The organism is Streptomyces sp. NBC_00400 (assembly GCF_036048035.1).
Taxonomy (GTDB): Bacteria; Actinomycetota; Actinomycetes; order Streptomycetales; family Streptomycetaceae; genus Streptomyces.
The window spans coordinates 4,978,451-4,997,909 of record NZ_CP107940.1; the positions used below are offsets into that span (position 1 = coordinate 4,978,451).

The following is a 19,459-nucleotide window of genomic DNA, read 5'->3' on the forward strand; positions in this document are numbered from 1 at the left end:
CCGTGCCGCGGCCCTCGTAGGATCGCGGCCATGGCACCGCAGGACAAGAACACCCCGCCGCCGCTGCCCGAACCCCTTCGGGTGGCGGTCGCGGATTCGCACACCCACCTGGACATGCTCCCCCGGCTAACGCCGGGAGGTGCCCCCAAGAGCACCGTCGAGGACGCGCTCGCCAAGGCCGCCTCCGTCGGCGTGACCACCGTCGTCCAGGTGGGCTGCGACCTGGCCGGTTCGCGCTGGGCCGCCGACACCGCGGCCGCGCACGACAGCGTGCACGCCACCGTCGCGCTGCACCCCAATGAAGCGCCGCGGATCGTCTTGGGGGATCCTGGGGGCACCTCCCAGCCCCCCGGGGCTGGGGGAGGCTGGTCGCGGCAGGGGGCGCGGGAGGCCGGTGGCGACAGTGCCCTGGACGCCGCGCTCGCCGAGATCGACGAGCTGGCAGCCCTGCCGCAGGTCCGCGGCGTCGGCGAGACCGGCCTGGACTACTTCCGTACGGGGCCCGAGGGCATGGCCGCCCAGGAGCGGTCCTTCCGCGCGCACATCGAGATCGCCAAGCGCCACGACAAGGTCCTGGTCATCCACGACCGCGAGGCGCACGACGACGTGCTGCGCATCCTGCGCGAGGAGGGTGCCCCCGAACGGGTCGTCTTCCACTGCTACTCCGGTGACGCCGAGATGGCCGAGATCTGCGCCGCGGCCGGTTACTACATGTCCTTCGCCGGCAACGTCACCTTCAAGAACGCCCAGCCGCTGCGCGACGCCCTCGCCGTCGCCCCGTCCGAGCTGGTCCTCGTCGAGACCGACGCCCCCTTCCTGACCCCCGCCCCGTACCGCGGGCGGGCCAACGCCCCGTACCTCATTCCGGTCACGCTGCGGGCGATGGCAGAGGTCAGGGCCGTGACCGAGGACGCACTGGCCACCGCCATCGCGGCGAACACGGCCCGCGCCTTCGGGTACTGACACAAGTCCTCGGGCACGGGCCACACACATCCGGAAGCACCCCCGCGCCCCCCGCGTGCCTTCGGATACTGAACGGACGCCATCGCATTCCGCCGGCCGCCGACGGGCCTTTGCCCGCCCCCCGGCTGCCTCCCGCCCGCCCGCGGACGGCCCTCCGGCGCCACCGCACACCGTCACCGAAGCGCCACCGCGACCACACTCCGTAACGAACCGACTTTGGAGAGTCACCCGCACTCCGCTACATTCCGGCCGTCAACCGCATCCCGTGGCATGTGGAGCGCGCCGTGAGTCATTCGCAGAGCAGCCACCGCGCCGCGCGCGGCCGTCGTAGACGCCGCGCCGAGGGCCCCGAAGCGCTGCGCCGGCTGCTGCCGCAGGCCCTGGTCGTCGCCTTCCTCGCCGGCGGCACCACCGCCTTCGTCGCCCACGACAAGGCGGTCCGGCTCACCGTCGACGGCGCCCCGCGCACCCTGCACACCTTCGCCGGCGACGTCGACGGTCTGCTCGCCGCCGAGCATCTCGACATCGGCACACACGACCTCGTCGCGCCCGCCCCCGGCACCGGGCTCAGCAACGGCGACGAGATCGTCGTCCGGCACGGCCGCCCGGTCGTCCTGACCATCGACGGACAGCGCCGCCAGGTGTGGACCACGGCGGACACCGTCGCCGGCGCGCTCCACCAGCTCGGCGTACGGGCCGAGGGCGCCGTGCTGTCCGCCGACCGCTCCCGGCGCATCGAGCAGCACGGTATGGAGCTCGCGGTCCGCACCGAACGCTCGGTGGTGATCGTCGCCGACGGCCGGGAGCACCGGGTGCGCACCAACGCCGCGACCGTCCGCGAGGCGCTGGCCGAGGCCGGCCTCGTGCTGCGCGACCAGGACACCACCTCGGCCCCGCCGGAGAGTTTCCCGCGCGAGGGCCAGACCATCTCCGTGATGCGGATCACCGGATCCAAGGAGGTCCGCGAGGAGCGCCTGCCCTTCCGTACGATCCTGCGCGCCGACCCGCGGCTGGCCCGCGGCGTCCAGTCGGTCGTCCAGCAGGGGCGGCCCGGGGTGCGGCGCATCACCTACCGGGTGCGCACCGTCAACGGCGTCCGGCAGAAGCCGAAGCAGCTGCACAGCAAGGTCGTGCACGCGCCCCGTCCGCAGATCGTGCACCTCGGCACCATGGTGCTGCCGACCTCCGTGCGCGGCGCCGACCACCTCGCCTGGCATGCGCTGGCGCAGTGCGAGACGGGCGGGCGGCCGCACGCCGTCGACGCGTCGGGCACCTACGGCGGGCTCTACCAGTTCGACGTCCCCACCTGGCGGGCCCTCGGCGGCCGCGGCCGCCCGCAGGACGCCTCCCCCCGGGAACAGACCTTCCGGGCCAAGAAGCTCTACATCAGAAGGGGGGCGAGCCCGTGGCCGGTCTGCGGCCGTAAGCTTCACGGGTGAACGAGCGCAGCGAGGCTTTGGCATGACCAAGAGCACCACCGACGATTCCGGCCCCCTCCTGGGCGCCGCCGACATCCGCGAGCTGGCCGCCGCGCTGGGCGTCCGGCCCACCAAGCAGCGCGGCCAGAACTTCGTCATCGACGCCAACACCGTCCGCCGGATCGTGCGGACCGCCGAGGTCACGACCGACGATGTCGTCGTCGAGATCGGCCCCGGCCTCGGCTCGCTGACCCTGGGGCTGCTGGAGGCCGCAGGCCGGGTCACCGCCGTCGAGATCGACGAGGTGCTGGCGGCCGCGCTGCCGTCCACCGTCGCGGCCCGGATGCCCGAGCGCGCCGACCGCTTCGCGCTGGTGCACAGCGACGCCATGCACGTCACCGAGCTGCCCGGCCCCGCGCCCACCGCGCTGGTCGCCAACCTCCCGTACAACGTCGCCGTGCCGGTGCTGCTGCACATGCTCGCGGCCTTCCCCACCATCGACCGCACCCTGGTCATGGTGCAGTCCGAGGTCGCCGACCGGCTGGCCGCCCGCCCCGGCAACAAGGTCTACGGCGTGCCCTCGGTGAAGGCCAACTGGTACGCCGAGGTCAAGCGGGCCGGCGCCATCGGCCGCAATGTCTTCTGGCCCGCGCCCAACGTCGACTCCGGCCTGGTCTCCCTCGTACGCCGCGACAAGCCGATCGAGACCTCGGCGAGCCGCGACGAGGTCTTCGCCGTCGTCGACGCGGCCTTCGCCCAGCGCCGCAAGACGCTGCGGGCCGCGCTGTCGGGCTGGGCCGGATCGGCCGCCGCCGCGGAGGCCGCGCTGGTCGCCGCGGGCGTCTCCCCGCAGGCCCGGGGCGAGGCACTGACCGTCGAGGAGTTCGCGCGGATCGCCGAGCACAAGGGACCGGGCGGGGCGCCCGGCATCCGGCAGACAGGGGGAGCCACCGCATGACCGCACAGACCGGGGGAGCAGCCACATGACCGACACGACGCACACGACCGACCCGACCGCCGCCTCGGTCACCGTCCGGGTACCGGCCAAGGTCAACGTCCAGCTGGCCGTGGGCGCCGCCCGCGCGGACGGCTTCCACGACCTGGCGAACGTCTTCCTCGCCGTCGGCCTCTACGACGAGGTCACCGCCACCCCCGCCGACACCCTCCGGATCACCGCCGAGGGCCACGACGTCGACCGGATCCCGCTGGACCGCACCAACCTGGCGGCCCGCGCCGCCGAACTCCTCGCGGCCCGCCACGGCATCGAGCCGAACGTCCACCTCCACATCCGCAAGGACATCCCCGTCGCGGGCGGCATGGCGGGCGGCAGCGCGGACGCGGCCGGCGCCTTGCTGGCCTGCGACGCCCTGTGGTCGACGGGCGCCTCGCGCGATGAACTCCTTTCCCTCTGCGCCGAGTTGGGCAGTGATGTGCCGTTCAGCCTGGTGGGTGGCGCAGCGCTGGGCCGCGGCCGCGGCGAACTGCTGACCCCCCTCCCCGTCGGCGGCACCTTCCACTGGGTCTTCGCGGTCGCCGACGGCGGTCTGTCCACCCCGGCCGTCTACAGCGAGTTCGACCGGCTGACGGCGGGGACCGAGGTTCCCGAGCCCGAGGCGGACCCGGCCCTGCTGGCCGCCCTGGAGACAGGTGACGCCACCGCCCTCGCCGCGGCCCTGGCCAACGACCTCCAGCCCGCGGCGCTTTCCCTGTGCCCGCCCCTGACCGCCACCCTGGAGGCGGGCACCGCCGCCGGCGCCCTGGCCGCCCTGGTCTCCGGCTCGGGCCCGACCACCGCCTTCCTGGCCAAGGACGCGGAGGCAGCCGGGCGGGTGGCCCAGGACCTGCTCGCGTCGGGGACCTGCCGCCAGGTGCGGGTGGCGGAGGCTCCGGCGGTGGGGGCGACGGTGCTCTGATTCCTCACCAGGCGACGGTCTGGCCGAGATAGTCGAGAAAATGCAGGCCGGTGCGGCCGCGCTGGGCTTCGATGGCCCTGACGACGCCGGGGACGCTCTCGTCGACGGTGAGGCGGGCGTTGGGGCCGCCGAGTTCGGTCTTGACCCAGCCGGGCGCCATCAACAGCAGCGTGCGGCGGTCGTGGCGATGACGGGCCGCATAGCTGCGCATCAGCTGGTTGAGGGCGGACTTGCTGGCTCGGTAAATCTCGAAGCCGCCGCGTTCGTTGTGGGCGATGCTGCCCTGGCGGGAGGACATGATCGCCATGCTGCCCTCAGGGTGGACGAGGTCGCCGAGCGTTTCGATGGCGCGCATCGGGCTCAGCGCGTTGGTGATCATGAGGCGGGTGAACTCGTCCGTCGTGACGTCGGCGGTCGTCTCTTCCGGGCTGTTGGTGACGCCCGCATTGACGAAGAGCAGATCGAACCTGCGGGCGTCGAGCCGCTCGCGGAGGGCCTGGACCTGCTCCGGAGCGTTGATGTCGACGTGCTCGATCTCCAGCCGCCCGTCGGCGGTGGCCTGCAGCTCGTGCAGGGCGGTGCGGCGAGAGCCGCGGACGGTCGCCACCACGCGAGACCCCCGGTCAAGGTATTCCGCGGCGATCGCATAACCCAGGCCGCGGGAGGCACCGATGAGAAGGACCGTTGCGTTCCCCGAGGCCGCGTTCTGTGAGGCTGAGTTCTCCGAGGCTGCGTTCTCCGAGATCGAGCTCATGATTGCTCCTGGGGTTGCGTGGTCCGGTCGCCTGACGCAGCGGGGGCCTCGCCGAGGCCGTAAAGCGACTCGGCGTTGGCGTACGAGATCTTGTGTTGATCCGCGGGGTCGGGAAGCGTCTGCAGGAACTCGGTGACAGTCTCGGCGTCGAGACGGTGGAAGGGATAGTCCCCGGAGAGCAGGATCCGGTCGACGCTCGTGAAGTCCAGCGCGTGGCGGAGCAGGCGTGGGGTCAGCATGCCGCTCGTCGCTATGTGAATGTTGGTCCGGAAGTACTCGGCGACCCGGCGGTCGAGGTCGGTCGCGACGTGGGAAAGACTGTCGATCCGGTCGAGCGCGAACAACAGCATCTCGCCCCAGTGCCCCAAGACGATCTGCAGCTTCGGGTGACGGTCGAAGGTGCCGCGCAGGATGAGGCGAAGCGCCGCGAGTCCCGCCTCGATATGCCACCCCCAGCCGAAGGTGGCCAGCGCAAGGTCGACCGAGGGGTCGAACCCGCGATAGGACGCCTCGCGAACCGGGTTCGGAGGAATCTGGGGATGAAGGAACACCGGCCGTCCCAAGTCGGCGGCGGCCGCGAGCAGTTCGTCGTAGACGGGGTCATCCAGCGAGCGTTCGCCGCTGCGGCCGTAGGACATGATCCCGACATGACCGGGCGCGCTCGCGGTCCGGTCGAGTTCGGCCACGGCAGCGTCCGGGTCTGACATCGGCAACGTCGTCATGGCCCTCAGGCGAGTCGGATAGCGCTCAACGGCCTCGCTGGCCCGGTCATTCGCGTCGCGGCTCAGCGCAATGGCCTGGCGGGCCGGAAGCCCGTGGGTACCCGGCGGGGCGATCGAGAGGATCTGCAGATCGACACCCGCCGCGTCCATCGCCGCAATCCGTTGCTCGCCGATGTCGAGCAGGCGCTCGGGAATGTCCCCCCTGTCGTTCAAAGCCACGCTCTCGTCTCTGACCCCCGCCGGCTGCGCGCGCAGCGCTCGGTCGATTCCCGCGGTGGTCCAGTGCTCCTCGATGGCGATGACTCTCATCATCACGCTCCTTTGGCTCGCGCTCTGTTCACTCATGCTGTGTTGAGCGAACTTCGGCGAACGTAGCAGGTTCGCTCAACGCCTGTAGAGTGAATTACGTGGACGAACCGACGACACGCGCGGCCAAACGAGCCGCCACCGCGCAACGGATCCTCGAAGCCGCACAGGCCGAGTTCGGCGATCGTGGGCTCGAAGGCACGACCGTGCGCGCCATCGCGCAACGAGCCGGGGTCGACCCCTCCCTCGTCATCCAGCACTACGGCTCGAAGAACGACCTCTTCGCCCTTGCCGCCCGGCTTGACCGCCAAAGCACCGACGACGACGTCGCCGGACACCTCTCCGACGTCCTCGACGTCCGCCTGAACGAGCTCCCGCCCGAAACCCGCGCTCTCGTGCGGTCGATGCTGACCGCGCCGGAAGCGACGAAGGCGATGAAGGACTTCCTCGACGAGCGGGTTCTCAACCTCGCGCGCACCAGTGACGACGGCGACGCCGAGCTGCGCGCGGCCCTGACCGTCAGCAGCATTCTCGGCCTCACCATCGCGCGGCATTTCCTTCAACTCGACGCGCTCGCCGACATCTCCGAGCCACAGATCGAGACGGTCCTTCGGCCGTGGCTCACCAACGCCCTTGGCGGCGATCAGTAGGTAGTGGTGCCGCTTGGGCGGTGATCGAGGCGGTGCTGGCTGCCCGACCGGGTTCGTGACCGAGGGGGAGATCGCCGCCGGGCACGCCGGCCCGGCCAGGCAGGAAGGAACGTCGGGCGTGATGGTCCCTTGGGGGACAGGGGAACAGATCCCGTAGGGGATGGGAGTGCCCCCTACGGGGCCACAACGTGGCGGGGCCGGGCGGCATTCCCGCGGGCGCCCTCTGCCCCGGAGCGTTCAGGCGCGGGGGAGAGGCAAGCGCCCGCGAAGCTCAAGCGCCCTGCAGGCCGGTGGCCTTGACGGCGGTGACGAAGGCTGACCAGGCGGCGGCCGGGAAAGCGATTGCCGGGCCGTGTGGGTCCTTGGAGTCGCGGACGGGGACGATGCCGGGGAGGTCGTCGACCACCTCGACACAGTCCCCGCCGTCGCCGTTGCTGTAGCTACTCTTGCGCCAGACGGCATTGCTCAAGTCAACGTGGCTGTTTGCCATTTCGATAATCCTCAGCCGCTTCCTCGATCATGTCGAGGGACGCCTTCGGCGGCAGCGCGGCGGCCCTGAGCCAATCGTATGCCTTGCGGTACTTCTGCACGATGGCCGGATCATCGATCGTGTCACCGCTGTACTGCGATTCCAAGTAAGCCAGTGGCGGAGCAGCCGCGAAGGTCATGATCTTGGCCAAGCCCACCACCATGAGGGGATGCGGTCCGCAGTTCCACGGAAGGATCTGTGGAACGATCCGGCGGCTCCGTGCCAGCGCTGAGACGTGGTCTAGCTGGTCGGCCGCAGCTTCCGGCGGAAGGATCGGGTGGCGCAGCAACGACTCGTGCAGGATCACCCAATACTCTGGGGTCTTGTGGTCGCCCTCGAACAGGCAGGCGCGGGCCATGGAGGCGTTGACCTTCTCGTCCACCTCTGCGTCGGACGCCAGTGGACGCGCGGCCTGCGCCACTGCTCGTGTGTACGGCTCGGTCCGCAACAAACCAGGGATGACGGTGGGGGACCACTCCTCGATGCTTGCGGCGTACTTCTCCGCCTCCAATACGCGCTCGAAGTACTCGGCATGACCGGTCCGCCTCGCCTTCCGCACGTCCTCGCAGCGCCGCGTGAAGAAGCCGTCCGTCTTCAGCACCTTGTCCACGTGCTCGGCCAGCTCCATCGGCATCCGCCGTTCGCCGCGCTCGATCTCGCTGAGGTGGCTCGGGCCATAGAAGCTGCCCTCGACCAGTTGCGAGAGCGTGAGCCCGGCCAACTCCCTCTGGTAGCGCAGCTCCGCACCATAAAAGGTGGGGACTCCCGCCGAGCCGTCAATGTCCTTGCGTCGTGCCACGGTTCACCGCCGTACGTGTAGCTGATTCCCAGTCGTTGCGGACGGGCCCCAGCGGTTCCCACATTTCCACCACGTCACACCGCGCATTCCCCGGACCGCGACCGGGAGCCCAAACCCCTTTCACGCTACGCCGCGCCACATCACTCTGTAAGCGGTTCGTTGCTATGCGTACAGAAAGGCGGGCTCCATGCCCCTCGACCGCCCCCTCCCCGACCACCCCGACGACGTGCACGAAAGCGCAGAAGAGCTGCGCACCGCGTTGAAGGAGAACGGCATCACGCTGCCGTCGCTCGGCGTCGATCTGCCCGGCTTCGCGAGCGTCTACGGCGCTTCGCTGGTCGCCCTCGGTAACTGCAACGCGGCCACCGCCCGCCAGCTCGCCGAGGTTCTGCGCAAGGCGGCGGCCCGTTGAACGGGGCGCGGGGGCTCGCTCGAGCAGCCCTTGGAGCGCTGCTGAGCGGGTTACTTCCGGGGCGGGGCGGCCATCGAGCGAGGGCCGGTAGCGGTGTGGTCGCCGCCCCGGCCTGGTCACCGGCGGCTCCGGCGCGGCGGCGCCTCGTCCACGTCCGCCGGGTGCCGCCCGGTCTGCTGCCGCCGTGCGGTGACGGCGGTGGCCCCGTCCGGCCGTCTGCCGCCGCCGCCCCTGAGGCGCGGCAGAGTGCGGCGGATCAGAACGCCAGGCGCCGGGAGCTGCGGGAATCCGTGCGGCGGCTTAACACGTGGTCGTCCAGTGGGGGCGGGCGGCGCTGACCGATGTGCTCCGACGCCTAACCCAGACCGTTTGCCGGCGAAGTTGGACGCTGTCCGCCGGTCGAGAGTTGGTGGGCCCGTGACCGGTCCGGAAACGGCTTTGATGGGCACAGATGCATAGACGGCCCACTCGCACAAGAACGGGTCTAAAGCCCTTTCATCTGGGCGAATAGGCCATTCCGTGCCGCGCTCGTTGCCGGCACCAGGCATGGCTGAGTTGGCTGGCAGCCTTCGTTGCCATCCGGAAGGAGTCTTGTCAGTGACTCGCATACGCACCCGACTAGCGACCGTGGCCGCCACCCTTGCGCTCAGCGGCGGAGCAGTTGTCGCTGCTGCCCCGGCGGCGAGCGCGACGAGCGCCAAGTCCGCATGCTGGAGGGCGGTCGTCACCGCCGAGGACTACGCCGGCCAGGCAGCCAGCCACGCAACCGCAGGACACCTCGACGCCGCCCGGGACCTGGCGTACACAGCCATTAGCTACACCTTCGGCGGCGACTGCGAGAGCAACCCCGCCATCACTGACATCGAGGATGCCAGGCGACAGCTGAACAACGGGGTGTACGCACTGGACGGGGGAGACGGGGAAGGGGCCAGCGCCCGCTTCCACAGCGCTGTGTACGAATTGGAGCAGGCCAGCTACGTGGCATAACGGTCGGGTGTCCAGCGAATGGCCTGGTGCCCGACTGTGCTCCCCCTTCCAGGGGAGCGCAGAGTGCAAGAGCCCGGCCGACCGTCTATGGACAGGTCCCGCCCAACTGGGCTGCGCCACCGGCCGCCTCGGCCAGCATCCTGGCCACCAACTGGCCTGCGCGTACGGCGTGTTCGGCGGTCGTCGGGACGCAGCGGTCCGCCGCCGGGTCGTACGCGGTCATGATCACGCCTGCGTGGTCGGTCTCCGGCTCCTGGAGCGTCACCGCCTGGTCCACCCGGTCCGCTTGGCCCGTCCGGCCTGCCGCCCGCAGCGCCTCGGCGAGGTCGCGGGAGCGGTGGGCGTCCACGACGGCATCGCGGCTGCCGTGGACGAGGTGGACCGGGACGCCGCCCGGTTCCCGGCCCGCGGCGAGATCGTCCAGCGGCGCGGTCCCGGTGGTCCGCGCCGGCAGGTCGTAACGGCCTGCCACCCCCACCACCGCCCGCGGCCGCCACCCCTCCACGATCTCGGGCCGCAGCGCGACCCCCAGCGCGGTCCCGGCCCCCGCCGACCACCCGGCCAGCACGAACGACTCCCCGTCGCCGCCCAGCCCGCCCGCTTCCGTGCGCACGAAGGCCAGCGACTCCAGCAGGTGCGCCCGGCCGCCGTCCGCGGCGTCCGAGCGCCAGTCCGGTACGAGCACCAGCAGCCCGCGCGCCGCCGCGGTGCGCGCCAGCGGGTCGAGCACATCCCGCTCGTCCGGACCGATGCCGTGCCACAGCAGCACGGTGGGCGCGGGGGCGGACGGCCCGGCCTCCCCGGTCTTCCCGGAGGTCGAGGCGTCCCCGGACGGCCCGGCCACCCCCGCCGGACGGTAGACGTCCAGCCGCTTCCCGCTCGGGCCGTAGACCAACCCGCGTACCGTCTCCACTGCCGAGCCTGCCGCGCCCGCCCTGCCCACGGCGCCTGCCATGCCCGCCGTACTTGCCGCGCCCGCCATCCCTGCCGTACCCGCCATGCCCATGTCCGGTGCCATGACCGCACGTTACAACGGGGGCCGCGGCGCCTCAGGTGCTCGCAATGGCCATCGACACCACCCAGGCCACGACCAGCAGACACGGGGCCGCCAGAAGGCATCCCCGGCCGGCGCCACCCCTGCTGCCCATGCCCACCACGGCCAGCAGGGCGGCCACGAAGGCGGCGATGACCGGCAGATTGCCGACGACCTGCTGGGCGCCCACGGAGCAGATCGTGCGGACGTCATCCTCGGAGCAGCCGTCGCTCGCCATCACCAGAAACGGCGCGAACAGCCCGGTCACCGCGGCGAACGCCAGCACCAGCAGGCCGGCGACGACGCGGCCCGCGGCGGAGCCGGTCACCGGCGGTGCGGCGTCGGACACGGAAGGGGCGGCCGGAGCCCGGTCGTTGATCATGCTGCTGACGCTAGGGCCGCCGTCCGCGCCCGCCATCGGTACGGATACTCATCTCCCGGCGGTCCTCCTCCCCACGCCGACTAGGCTGGGTAGGTCGATCGATCTGAAGTGCAGGAGCGGAATGGCCACGAACCTCGTCAATCTGGAAGCCGTCGGCAAGGTGTACGGAACCCGTGCCCTGCTCGACGGTGTCTCGCTCGGCGTCAACGAGGGGGACCGGATCGGCGTCGTCGGGCGCAACGGGGACGGCAAGACCACCCTGATCCGGATCCTCGCCAAGCTGGAGAGCGCGGACGACGGCCGGGTCACCCACAACGGCGGGCTGCGCCTCGGTGTCCTCACCCAGCACGACTCGCTCGACCCGGCCGCCACCATCCGGCACGAGGTCATCGGCGACCTCGCCGACCACGAGTGGGCCGGCAACGCCAAGATCCGCGACGTGCTGACCGGCCTCTTCGGCGATCTGCACCTGCCGGGCTTCACCCAGGGCCTGGACACCGTCATCGGCCCGCTCTCCGGCGGTGAGCGCCGCCGCATCGCGCTCGCCAAGCTGCTGATCGCCGAACAGGACCTGATCGTCCTCGACGAGCCCACCAACCACCTCGACGTCGAGGGCATCTCCTGGCTGGCCGGCCACCTCCGCGCCCGCCGCTCCGCCCTCGTCGTCGTCACCCACGACCGGTGGTTCCTCGACCAGGTCTGTACGCGGATGTGGGACGTCCAGCGCGGCGATGTCCACGAGTACGAGGGCGGCTACAGCGACTACGTCTTCGCCCGCGCCGAGCGGGAGCGGATCGCCGCCACCGAAGAGGTCAAGCGGCAGAACCTGATGCGCAAGGAGCTGGCCTGGCTGCGGCGCGGCGCCCCCGCCCGTACGAGCAAGCCCCGCTTCCGCATCGAGGCCGCCAACGAACTGATCGCGGACGTCCCGCCGCCCCGCGACAACGCCGAGCTGATGAAGTTCGCCAGCTCCCGCCTCGGCAAGACCGTCTTCGAGCTGGAGGACGTCAGCATCCAGGCCGGGCCGAAGGTGCTCCTCAAGCACCTGACCTGGCAGCTGGGCCCCGGCGACCGGATCGGCCTGGTCGGCGTCAACGGCGCCGGCAAGACCTCGCTGCTGCGGGCGCTGGAACAGGCGGCCCGTACGCAGGGCGAGGCGCAGCCGGTCGCAGGCCGCGTCGTCGTCGGCAAGACCGTCAAGCTGGCGTACCTCTCCCAGGAGGTCGGCGAACTCCCGCCGACGCTGCGGGTGCTGGAGGCCGTCCAGCAGGTGCGCGAGCGGGTCGACCTGGGCAAGGGCCGCGAGATGACCGCCGGCCAGCTCTGCGAGAAGTTCGGCTTCACCAAGGAGAAGCAGTGGACGCCGGTCGGCGACCTCTCCGGCGGTGAGCGCCGCCGCCTGCAGATCCTGCGCCTCCTCATGGACGAGCCCAACGTCCTCTTCCTCGACGAGCCCACCAACGACCTCGACATCGAGACCCTGACCCAGCTGGAGGACCTCCTCGACGGCTGGCCCGGCTCCCTCATCGTCATCAGCCACGACCGCTACTTCATCGAGCGCACCACCGACCGCGTCCACGCCCTGCTCGGCGACGCCACCCTCCGGATGCTGCCGCGCGGCCTGGACGAGTACCTGGACCGCCGCCGCCAGGTCATCGAGGCCGCCACCCCGGCGCCCGCCCAGCAGACCGCAGCCCCCAAGAAGGCCGCCGCCGTCAACCGCGCCGCCCAGAAGGAACTCCAGAAGATCGAGCGCCAGTTGGACAAGCTCGGCGACAAGGAAACCAAGCTCCACGCCCAGATCGCCGAGAACGCGACGGACTTCGAAAAGGTCGCCGGCCTCGACGCCCAACTCCGCGAACTGAGCGCGGAGAAGGATGAGCTGGAGATGCGGTGGCTGGAGTTGGCTGAGGAGGCGTAAGAAGCGGGTGGCACGGGGGTGCACCCCCGGAGTGACGCCGCCGGTCACCGCGGGACGGAACTCGTGATCACGTGGTGACGGGCGGGGCTCCAGGGGCGGTCCCGGTCCCGTGTGCGGCGGCGGGAAAACACCGCGGGCGAGTGGCAGCCCGATCTCTGCGCCGCTGAAAGACTTCACTGCGAATCTTGTCCGCCTTGTCGGCGAGGTGGACAGCGGCTTCGAGATGGTGGCCGCGGTGGCGATACCACCAAGGCTGCCGCCGACTTCAGTTAGGCGGGCCACCACGCAGGCCCACCACCACGCAGATTTCCGCGTCGGCACCAGCCCTGACAGCGGCGGACTTTGTACTGGTCGAGGCAACAAGTTCAACAGGGCACACCGACTCAGTCGAGGTGCGTCCGACTTACTGAAAGTTGATACCTCTGCGCGATTTCGATGATCCCCTCTACTGCGCTCCTCAACGCGCGTTCCAATTCCTTCAGCTTGGGAAACGATTCTTCGAAGCCGGGTTCAGAATTAACCTCTTCCCACGCTTGAATATAGGCCTCCTCCATCGGCAACACGGCCTCAGCGATATCGGCCATCTGCTCCAGCGGCAGACCGCCGCTCTCCAGCGCGGCCATGCTGAGCTGTGCATCGACTGAGATCAGGTCCCCAACCAGCCGAACATGGCTCGTCCCAACCTTTTTACTCAGGATGATCTCGGCAAGGATTTCATTAGGATTCACTTCGTCCATGCGCACCATACCTCCTAGTCTTTTCAGCATTTTTTGAGAACGAGCATCCCTCTTGTGTCCGGCGGGATATCCACTCCGCCAGATCTCAACGTATCCACAGTAGGGTGACGCAATTGTTGCGCATGAGGCTATAATCGCCAAGTTTTGCGTTAATTGTCCGCAACTGGGCGTCGACCGCAGCGTTCACGTCAGGAACATGGAAGGTGCGCTCGAACACGTTCGGACCGAGACGTTGAGCGCCTGCCCCAGTTGCGGGCCCGGCCTCCTCGTCGACGCCACGCATGCTCCCGCGCGGCCTGGACAAGCACCTGGAACGCCGCCAGAAGGCCATCGAGGCCACCACGCCGGCCCCCGCGCAGCAGACCACGACGTCCCCCAAGAAGGCGGCCGCGGTCAACCGCGCCGCTCAAAAGGAAGCGAGCCGTGCCCGTTCCGCCAGCGATTCGCCGCACCCGGTTGATCCCGACAATCCGGCATGCACCCTGACTGCTGACGCCTGGCCCACGAGCTGGAAATATTCCTCCGCCTCATGGACCAGGGTCCTGTTCCCCCAGTCGTTTCCGGTCTTTACGGCTCTCGGTCCGCCGCACCGACTTCAAGCTGGAGGCGACGACCTAGAACGCAAGCCCCTCGATGGGGGCCTTCGCGTGTTCGCTTCGATCGGTCGTCGACGTGACCCTGAACGCTGCCGTATCAATGGCGCGCGGATGGGTCACGGAGTCCCACGCAGCGGGCCGAATCGCGATGGCGAGTGGTGATCGCCATCGTCTTCGTTCCAGACGCACTGGGCTGCGCATACGAACGCCTCTCCACGGTTCAGGAGATAGAGCTTTCCTCGGTACTCGTCACCGGACTCCGGCAGAAACTTCAGTCGATCGACATCATCCGCTTCGTGGATTTCAAGTGCATCAAAGCTGGGCTTTAGGTGCATCAGGGAAACCGACGGGAAAAGAATATCGACCCGCGAATTGTATCGCTCTGCATGCACGCTTCGAAGGAGTAGGGTCGAGTGGCTGACGGAGTACTGCCAAACCTGGAACCTTCTATTCCAAGTGTGAATCTCTCTCATCTCATTACCTTCCTGGCATGGGCCAATGTCCGGGTTCTGGGATCTGAATTTGTTTCCCGTTTTCGTAGAATTTGATGCTATCCCATGTTCGATCTCCGAGTCTCACGGATTTTCCGATATGGTACATTTCACGTTCCGTTGCCCACCAATTGTCGCCCATCCCTCGAGTGTAAGCCTTCATGAATTTATCCGCGGGATCCCCGAGTCTGCCGACTTTAATTGCCTCGTCGCTGTTTTTGAATCCATCAATTGAGACGTGTAGATTTATATCAGGATTATGGGCGGCGGATCGAACTTCCGACTCCCAGTCCCAATTGTCCAAATAGTGCGTATAATTATTCTTCTCTGCAAATTCCCTCAAGCCTTCATCTCTGATGCCTACAGCCACATTCTTCGGGCATGCCGAGAGGCCGTAGGGGTCAATTGCTGCATGTGGGTTAGCGACGTAGCAGGAAGGGTTGGGGCCTGGGCCTAGGCCGAGTGGATCCGGGGTGAGGTAGCGGGCTGTTGAGGGGTCGTAGTAGCGCTGGAGGTTGTAGTGAAGCTGTGTTTCTGTGTCGAAGTACTGCCCGGGGGAGCGTAGGGGGGTGTAGGCGTCAGCGCTGGCGTTCCAGGCGGTAGTGCCCCAGAGGCTATTTCGAGTGTGCCAGGCGATAGCGCCCGTTTCGTCGATGAGTTCAGTGGGGGCGCCGACCAGGTCGGAGATGATAGAGAAGAATCGTTCATCAATAGCGCGTTGACGGGTGCGAGAAGGATTTGGGTGAGAGATTTTGCGTTCAAGCTGAGTGAGTGATGTTAGGCCCTGGTAATCCCAGGTAAGGACTATTTGCTTCGATGTGCAGGTAGAGTGGGTGGCCTGTTCGGTGAGTGTAGGGCCATCCCATGTGAAGTCCGTTTGTTCAACGACTGTTGACAAGTCGGTAGCAAGCTGCTGCTTGGCTATGCGTCGCCCAGTAGGGTCGTAAAGGTAGCGCCATGTCGTGCCACCGGGGGTGATGGCAGAGGTGAGGCGGTCTTCCGCATTCCAGTGGTAATGCCAGATGTCTGGTTTGCGGGACAGCCGGGGTTTTTGGCGGAGAGTTACGCGGCCGAGGGAGTCGTGTTCGTAGCGGATGGAGCCCGCTTTGGTGATGCGGGTGCCGGCGTAGGTGCGGTCGCCTCGGGCTGAAGGGTTGGGGTGGCGGTCGGGCCAGGTGGCGTGGGTTTGGTTGCCGGCTGAGTCGTAGGCGTAGGTCTCGGTCCAGTCGGTGGCGTGGACGGCGGTGACGCGGCCGGCGCGGTCGAGGTCGAAGGTGCGGCGGCCGGTGTGGGAGTCGTCGATCGAGGTGAGGTTGCCGTCGGGCCGGTAGGTGTAGCCGCGGTGGAGGACCTGTTGGGCTTCGGCGGCGGCAGGGTTCTGTGCCCGGTGCGCCCCGGTGGGGGACGGCACAGTGCCGGTGGCTGCTGCGGTAAGGGACTGGGCGGTGAGGCGGCCGGTGGGGTCCCAGGTATGGGTGAGCTGGAGATGGTCGCCGATGTTGCGAGTGAGTTCCTGGCCGGCGTCGTCGTGGTCGAAGGTGAGGACGTGACCGGCGATGTCCATGGCGGTGCGGTTGCCGGCGGCGTCGTAGGTGTAGGTGGTGGTGTGGCCGGTGGGGGTGGTGCGGGAGGTGCGGCGGCCCAAGGCGTCGTAGGCGAACGCCATGGTGCGGCCGTTGACCGTCTCGGTGGTGACGCGGCCCAGGATGTCGCGGGTGTAGGTGACGGTGGCGTCCGGGTTCGCCGCTTGTTGCAAGTTGCCACTGGTGTCGTGAACGTAGGTGGTGACGAGGCCGGCGGCGTCCTTGTGCGTGATGCGGCCGAGGGTGTCTCGGGTGTAGGCCGTGACTTCGCCAAGAGCGTTGGTACGCATGGCCAGTTGGCCCGCCGCGTCATGGGTGTAGGCCAGGACACGGTCGTCGAAGTCCGTCTCGGATATGAGGCGGCCCGCGCCGTCGTAGGCGTAGTTCCAGGTCAGGCCTTGGGGGTTGGTGACCTGGGTGAGGCGGAGTTCGGTGTCGTGGGTGAACTCGTGGCGGACGCCGTCGGGGTCGGTGCGGGCCACCAAGAGGTCGAAGTGGCTGTATTCGTAGCGGGTGGTCTGGCCGATGGCATCGGTGTGGGCGAGGCGGTTGCCCTCGCCGTCGTAGGTCCACTCCTCGGTGGCGCCGGTGGCGTCTATGCGGGCCGCGAGCTTCCCTTCGACGGTCCACACCATGTGGGTGGTCTCGCCCAGGGGGTCGGTGACGGAGGTGGTGCGGCCGAACGCGTCGCGGCGGTAGCGGGTGGTGGCGCCCAGCGGGTCGGTGACGGTCAGGGGCAGACCGGCCTCGTTGCAGTAGAGGTGCGTGGTGTTGCCGAGGGCATCGGTGACCGAGGAGACGTGGCCGCGGGCGTCGTGGGTGTAGGTGGTGCTGGCGCCGGTGGGGTCGGTGGTGGAGGCCCGGTTGCCGTCGGCGTCGTAGGTGTGGGTCCAGGTGGTGCCGTCCGGACCGGTGCTGGTCAGGGGCAGGCCGAGGTCGTTGTAGCTGGTGGTGGCGGTGGAGCCGTCGGGGAGGGCGACGATGGTCGGGCGGCCCTCATCGTCGTAGGTGAAGCGGGTGGTACGGCCCAACGGGTCGGTGGTGGACAGGACTCGGTGCTTGGCGTCGCGGACCGTGCGGGTGGTGGAGCCGGTGGGGTCGGTCTCCGCGACGATCTGGTGGCGTTCGTTGACCTCGTAGCGGGTGACGCCGCCCTGGGAGTTGTGGAGCAGGTTGGTGCGCAGGCCCGTTACGGGATCCGGCTCGCCCCAGGTGAACTGGGCGCGGAGGTGGCCCGCTATGCCGCCCTGTGAGGTGCAGCGGTCATTGTCGTCGTAGACGTAGGTGTAGCTGCTGTTGTTGGTGTCCGTCCAGGACGTGATCCGGCCGGTGTCGTCATAGGTGAAGCGGAGCGGGAGGCCGGAGGAGTTGGTGGTGGTGATGAGGTTGCCGGCGTCGTCGTAGCCGTATGCCATCAGGAGCTGGTCGCCGCCGTCGGGGGCGGCGCCGGAGAGGTGGAGGGCGGTGATGCGGCCCTCGTCCGTGGTGAGCAGGAGGCGGTAGCCGGCGCTGTGGGTGATGGCGGTGGGGGTGCCGTCTTCGGTGTAGTCGAAGGTGTGGTGGTTCCCGTGGCGGTCGGATATCTCGTCGAGGAGGGCGAGGTCTTCGGTATAGGTGGTGAAGTAGCGGCGGGTGCCGGTGACCGGGTCGGTGAGGAGGTAGTCGCCGTCCGGGGTGCGCTCCAGGGGGTGGCCGTCGCCCTCGGCGGGAAGGGTGGGCACGCCTACGGCCGGGTGTGGGTAGAGGAGGAAGTTGCCCTCCTCGCCGATGAGGATGACGCCCTCGGCGTCGATCTCCAGCCGCTGGTCGACGGTGCTCATCCACGTCGGACCGAACCAGCGGCCGGTGCGGTAGGACGACTCGAAGGTACGGGTGAAGGTGAGGGGGAGGCTGCCGGGGAGGGCGATGTCGGTCTGCGGCAGGATCATCCGGCCGGTGGCCATGTCGATGGGGTCGTTGCCGAAGGTCTTGCACCAGGCGATACGGGCCCGGTCCATGATGGTGCGCTTGCCACCTTCCCTGGCGGCGGCTCGTGCCGAGTCCTTGGCAGCTATCTTGACCGCGTCCTTGGCCCCCGCCTTCACCATGCCCTTGCCGAGGGAGCCGACGCCCTTGCCTCCGACGAGGTTGGCGATGACTTTTCCGAGCGCCTCACCCGGGTCGCTGCCCCAGCCCTCGCCGGTGATCCCCTTGGCCAGCCGGCCGGGGTGGGCGGCGGAACTGGCCAGGCCGAGGCCGGTTTTGGCGACGTTGGCCAGGTACACGTGGGGGTGGGCGAGGTTGTACGGCTCCGCCGGGTTCAGCGTGCGGGCCAGATTGACTGTTTCGACGAAGCCCTTGCCGATGCCACCGACGACATGCATCAGGTTCATGCTGCCGGCCGCGAGGCCGTCCATGGTGTCGAAGGCCGCCTCAGTGGTGAACTTCGGCTCCTGCGGGGCGTGTTCCAGGGCTCCCTTGAGGGCGTGCTGCGCCTTCGCTGCCGCTTCGTTGCGCTGGCTGCGGGCGTTCTTGAGCATTTCCATGGCCGCCTCGCGGCCCTGGTCACCGGGGTCGACGAAGTCGCCGGGATCGTCGGGCTTGGGACCGGGGTCGGAGCCCTGGTCCACCGCGGCGTTGTAGGCCTTGGCCTTCGCCTTGTACGTATCGACCTTGTGGCGGTGGGCGTCGTACGCCTTCTTGCTCTTGGCCTCGGCCGCTTGCCATGCGTCGATGGCCGACTGCGCCTTCTTCTGCGCCCAGGAGACCGTCTCCGCGTAGGAGTCCAGGGCCTTCCACGCCGACTCACAGGCATCCGCAGTGCGCATCCATTGCTTGGGGTGCGCGTCGAACTTCTCGTGGAAGCTGTCGGCCGCCTTCCCCTTCCAGGACCCGGCGTCCAGCTTGCGGATCCCCTGGCCGACGCGTTCGAAGGCCGCGTAGAAGTCCTTCAGGTGCGCGGCGGATTCATTGATCTTCGCGACGTCGCCGTGGACCAGCTCCTTGGGATCGTCACTCTCGCCCAGCTGCCGCTCAGCGACCTGCGCGCCCAGCGCGTCCGCGACATCGTCACCGGCCGAGCGGACGGACTTGGCCGCGTCCTCCGCACCGAAGGAGTCGAGAACGTCGGCGGTCTTGTCCGTGGTGTAGTCGACGGCCTCGCCGGCCGCCTCCTTTGCGCCATCGACGGCGTTGCCGATCTTGTCGGCAGTGGAATTGATGCCGTCCTTGACGTCCCCGAGAATGTCGCCGAGGCCCATCGGTTCTTACCCCCAGTGGTGCTG

Annotated in this window: 17 protein-coding genes; 9 read left to right on the plus strand and 8 right to left on the minus strand. The window is 68.9% G+C overall.

Annotated features, from left to right (window positions below; translation table 11 throughout):
- The first annotated feature begins 30 nt into the window (after positions 1–30).
- From OHS81_RS21895 to OHS81_RS21910, 4 genes are all read left to right on the plus strand, one after another.
- Complete coding sequence (locus OHS81_RS21895) at positions 31–963, plus strand: TatD family hydrolase (RefSeq protein WP_328386372.1); 933 nt, start codon at positions 31–33, stop codon at positions 961–963.
- A 284-nt stretch (positions 964–1,247) separates the two neighbouring features.
- Positions 1,248–2,402: a ubiquitin-like domain-containing protein gene (locus tag OHS81_RS21900; RefSeq protein WP_328386373.1), complete on the plus strand. Its 1,155-nt coding sequence runs from the start codon at positions 1,248–1,250 to the stop codon at positions 2,400–2,402.
- A 22-nt stretch (positions 2,403–2,424) separates the two neighbouring features.
- Entirely contained in the window at positions 2,425–3,339 is a 915-nt protein-coding gene (gene rsmA, locus OHS81_RS21905) for a 16S rRNA (adenine(1518)-N(6)/adenine(1519)-N(6))-dimethyltransferase RsmA (protein ID WP_328386374.1), read from the plus strand.
- A 25-nt stretch (positions 3,340–3,364) separates the two neighbouring features.
- Positions 3,365–4,294, plus strand: a complete 930-nt coding sequence (locus OHS81_RS21910; RefSeq protein ID WP_328386375.1) for a 4-(cytidine 5'-diphospho)-2-C-methyl-D-erythritol kinase — start codon at positions 3,365–3,367, stop codon at positions 4,292–4,294.
- A gap of 4 nt (positions 4,295–4,298) precedes the next feature.
- On the opposite strand, the gene OHS81_RS21915 is transcribed toward OHS81_RS21910, so the two are convergent.
- Both OHS81_RS21915 and OHS81_RS21920 read right to left on the minus strand, forming a co-directional pair.
- The gene (locus OHS81_RS21915; RefSeq protein WP_328386376.1) at positions 4,299–5,048 is read right to left on the minus strand and encodes an SDR family NAD(P)-dependent oxidoreductase; all 750 of its coding nucleotides are present in this window, start codon (positions 5,046–5,048) and stop codon (positions 4,299–4,301) included.
- Complete coding sequence (locus tag OHS81_RS21920; protein WP_328386377.1) at positions 5,045–6,079, minus strand: amidohydrolase family protein; 1,035 nt, start codon at positions 6,077–6,079, stop codon at positions 5,045–5,047. Before OHS81_RS21920 ends, OHS81_RS21915 begins: the two co-directional genes overlap by 4 nt.
- A 98-nt stretch (positions 6,080–6,177) precedes the next feature.
- Between OHS81_RS21920 and OHS81_RS21925 the strand changes: the two genes are divergently transcribed.
- The gene (locus OHS81_RS21925) at positions 6,178–6,726 is read left to right on the plus strand and encodes a TetR/AcrR family transcriptional regulator (protein WP_328386378.1); all 549 of its coding nucleotides are present in this window, start codon (positions 6,178–6,180) and stop codon (positions 6,724–6,726) included.
- A 271-nt stretch (positions 6,727–6,997) separates the two neighbouring features.
- Here the strand turns inward: OHS81_RS21925 and OHS81_RS21930 are convergent, their stop codons facing one another.
- Together OHS81_RS21930 and OHS81_RS21935 are read right to left on the minus strand one after the other, a co-directional pair.
- Positions 6,998–7,216 (minus strand): DUF397 domain-containing protein, encoded by a 219-nt coding sequence (locus OHS81_RS21930; RefSeq protein WP_328386379.1) that lies wholly within the window; start codon positions 7,214–7,216, stop codon positions 6,998–7,000.
- A complete protein-coding gene (locus OHS81_RS21935) occupies positions 7,197–8,054 on the minus strand; it encodes a helix-turn-helix domain-containing protein (RefSeq protein WP_328386380.1) in 858 nt (285 codons plus the stop codon). The genes OHS81_RS21930 and OHS81_RS21935 overlap by 20 nt, the downstream gene beginning before the upstream one ends.
- Before the next feature lie 187 nt (positions 8,055–8,241).
- Here OHS81_RS21935 and OHS81_RS21940 point away from each other — a divergent pair, with 187 nt between their 5' ends.
- On the plus strand, positions 8,242–8,466 hold the full coding sequence (locus tag OHS81_RS21940; RefSeq protein ID WP_328386381.1) for a hypothetical protein: 225 nt from the start codon (positions 8,242–8,244) through the stop codon (positions 8,464–8,466).
- A gap of 597 nt (positions 8,467–9,063) precedes the next feature.
- On the plus strand, positions 9,064–9,453 hold the full coding sequence (locus tag OHS81_RS21945; RefSeq protein ID WP_328386382.1) for a hypothetical protein: 390 nt from the start codon (positions 9,064–9,066) through the stop codon (positions 9,451–9,453).
- A gap of 85 nt (positions 9,454–9,538) precedes the next feature.
- On the opposite strand, the gene OHS81_RS21950 is transcribed toward OHS81_RS21945, so the two are convergent.
- Entirely contained in the window at positions 9,539–10,471 is a 933-nt protein-coding gene (locus tag OHS81_RS21950) for an alpha/beta hydrolase (protein WP_328386383.1), read from the minus strand.
- A 31-nt stretch (positions 10,472–10,502) separates the two neighbouring features.
- Complete coding sequence (locus OHS81_RS21955; protein ID WP_328386384.1) at positions 10,503–10,868, minus strand: hypothetical protein; 366 nt, start codon at positions 10,866–10,868, stop codon at positions 10,503–10,505.
- A 121-nt stretch (positions 10,869–10,989) separates the two neighbouring features.
- Between OHS81_RS21955 and OHS81_RS21960 the strand changes: the two genes are divergently transcribed.
- Positions 10,990–12,789, plus strand: a complete 1,800-nt coding sequence (locus OHS81_RS21960) for an ABC-F family ATP-binding cassette domain-containing protein (RefSeq protein ID WP_328386385.1) — start codon at positions 10,990–10,992, stop codon at positions 12,787–12,789.
- Positions 12,790–13,172: 383 nt separating this feature from the next.
- Here the strand turns inward: OHS81_RS21960 and OHS81_RS21965 are convergent, their stop codons facing one another.
- Positions 13,173–13,535 carry a hypothetical protein gene (locus tag OHS81_RS21965; protein WP_328386386.1) on the minus strand — a complete coding sequence of 121 codons (363 nt, stop codon included), beginning with the start codon at positions 13,533–13,535 and terminating at the stop codon, positions 13,173–13,175.
- Positions 13,536–14,277: 742 nt separating this feature from the next.
- Between OHS81_RS21965 and OHS81_RS21970 the strand changes: the two genes are divergently transcribed.
- Entirely contained in the window at positions 14,278–14,451 is a 174-nt protein-coding gene (locus OHS81_RS21970; protein WP_328386387.1) for a hypothetical protein, read from the plus strand.
- 148 nt (positions 14,452–14,599) lie between these two features.
- On the opposite strand, the gene OHS81_RS21975 is transcribed toward OHS81_RS21970, so the two are convergent.
- On the minus strand, positions 14,600–19,435 hold the full coding sequence (locus OHS81_RS21975) for a putative T7SS-secreted protein (protein ID WP_328386388.1): 4,836 nt from the start codon (positions 19,433–19,435) through the stop codon (positions 14,600–14,602).
- Positions 19,436–19,459 lie beyond the last annotated feature (24 nt).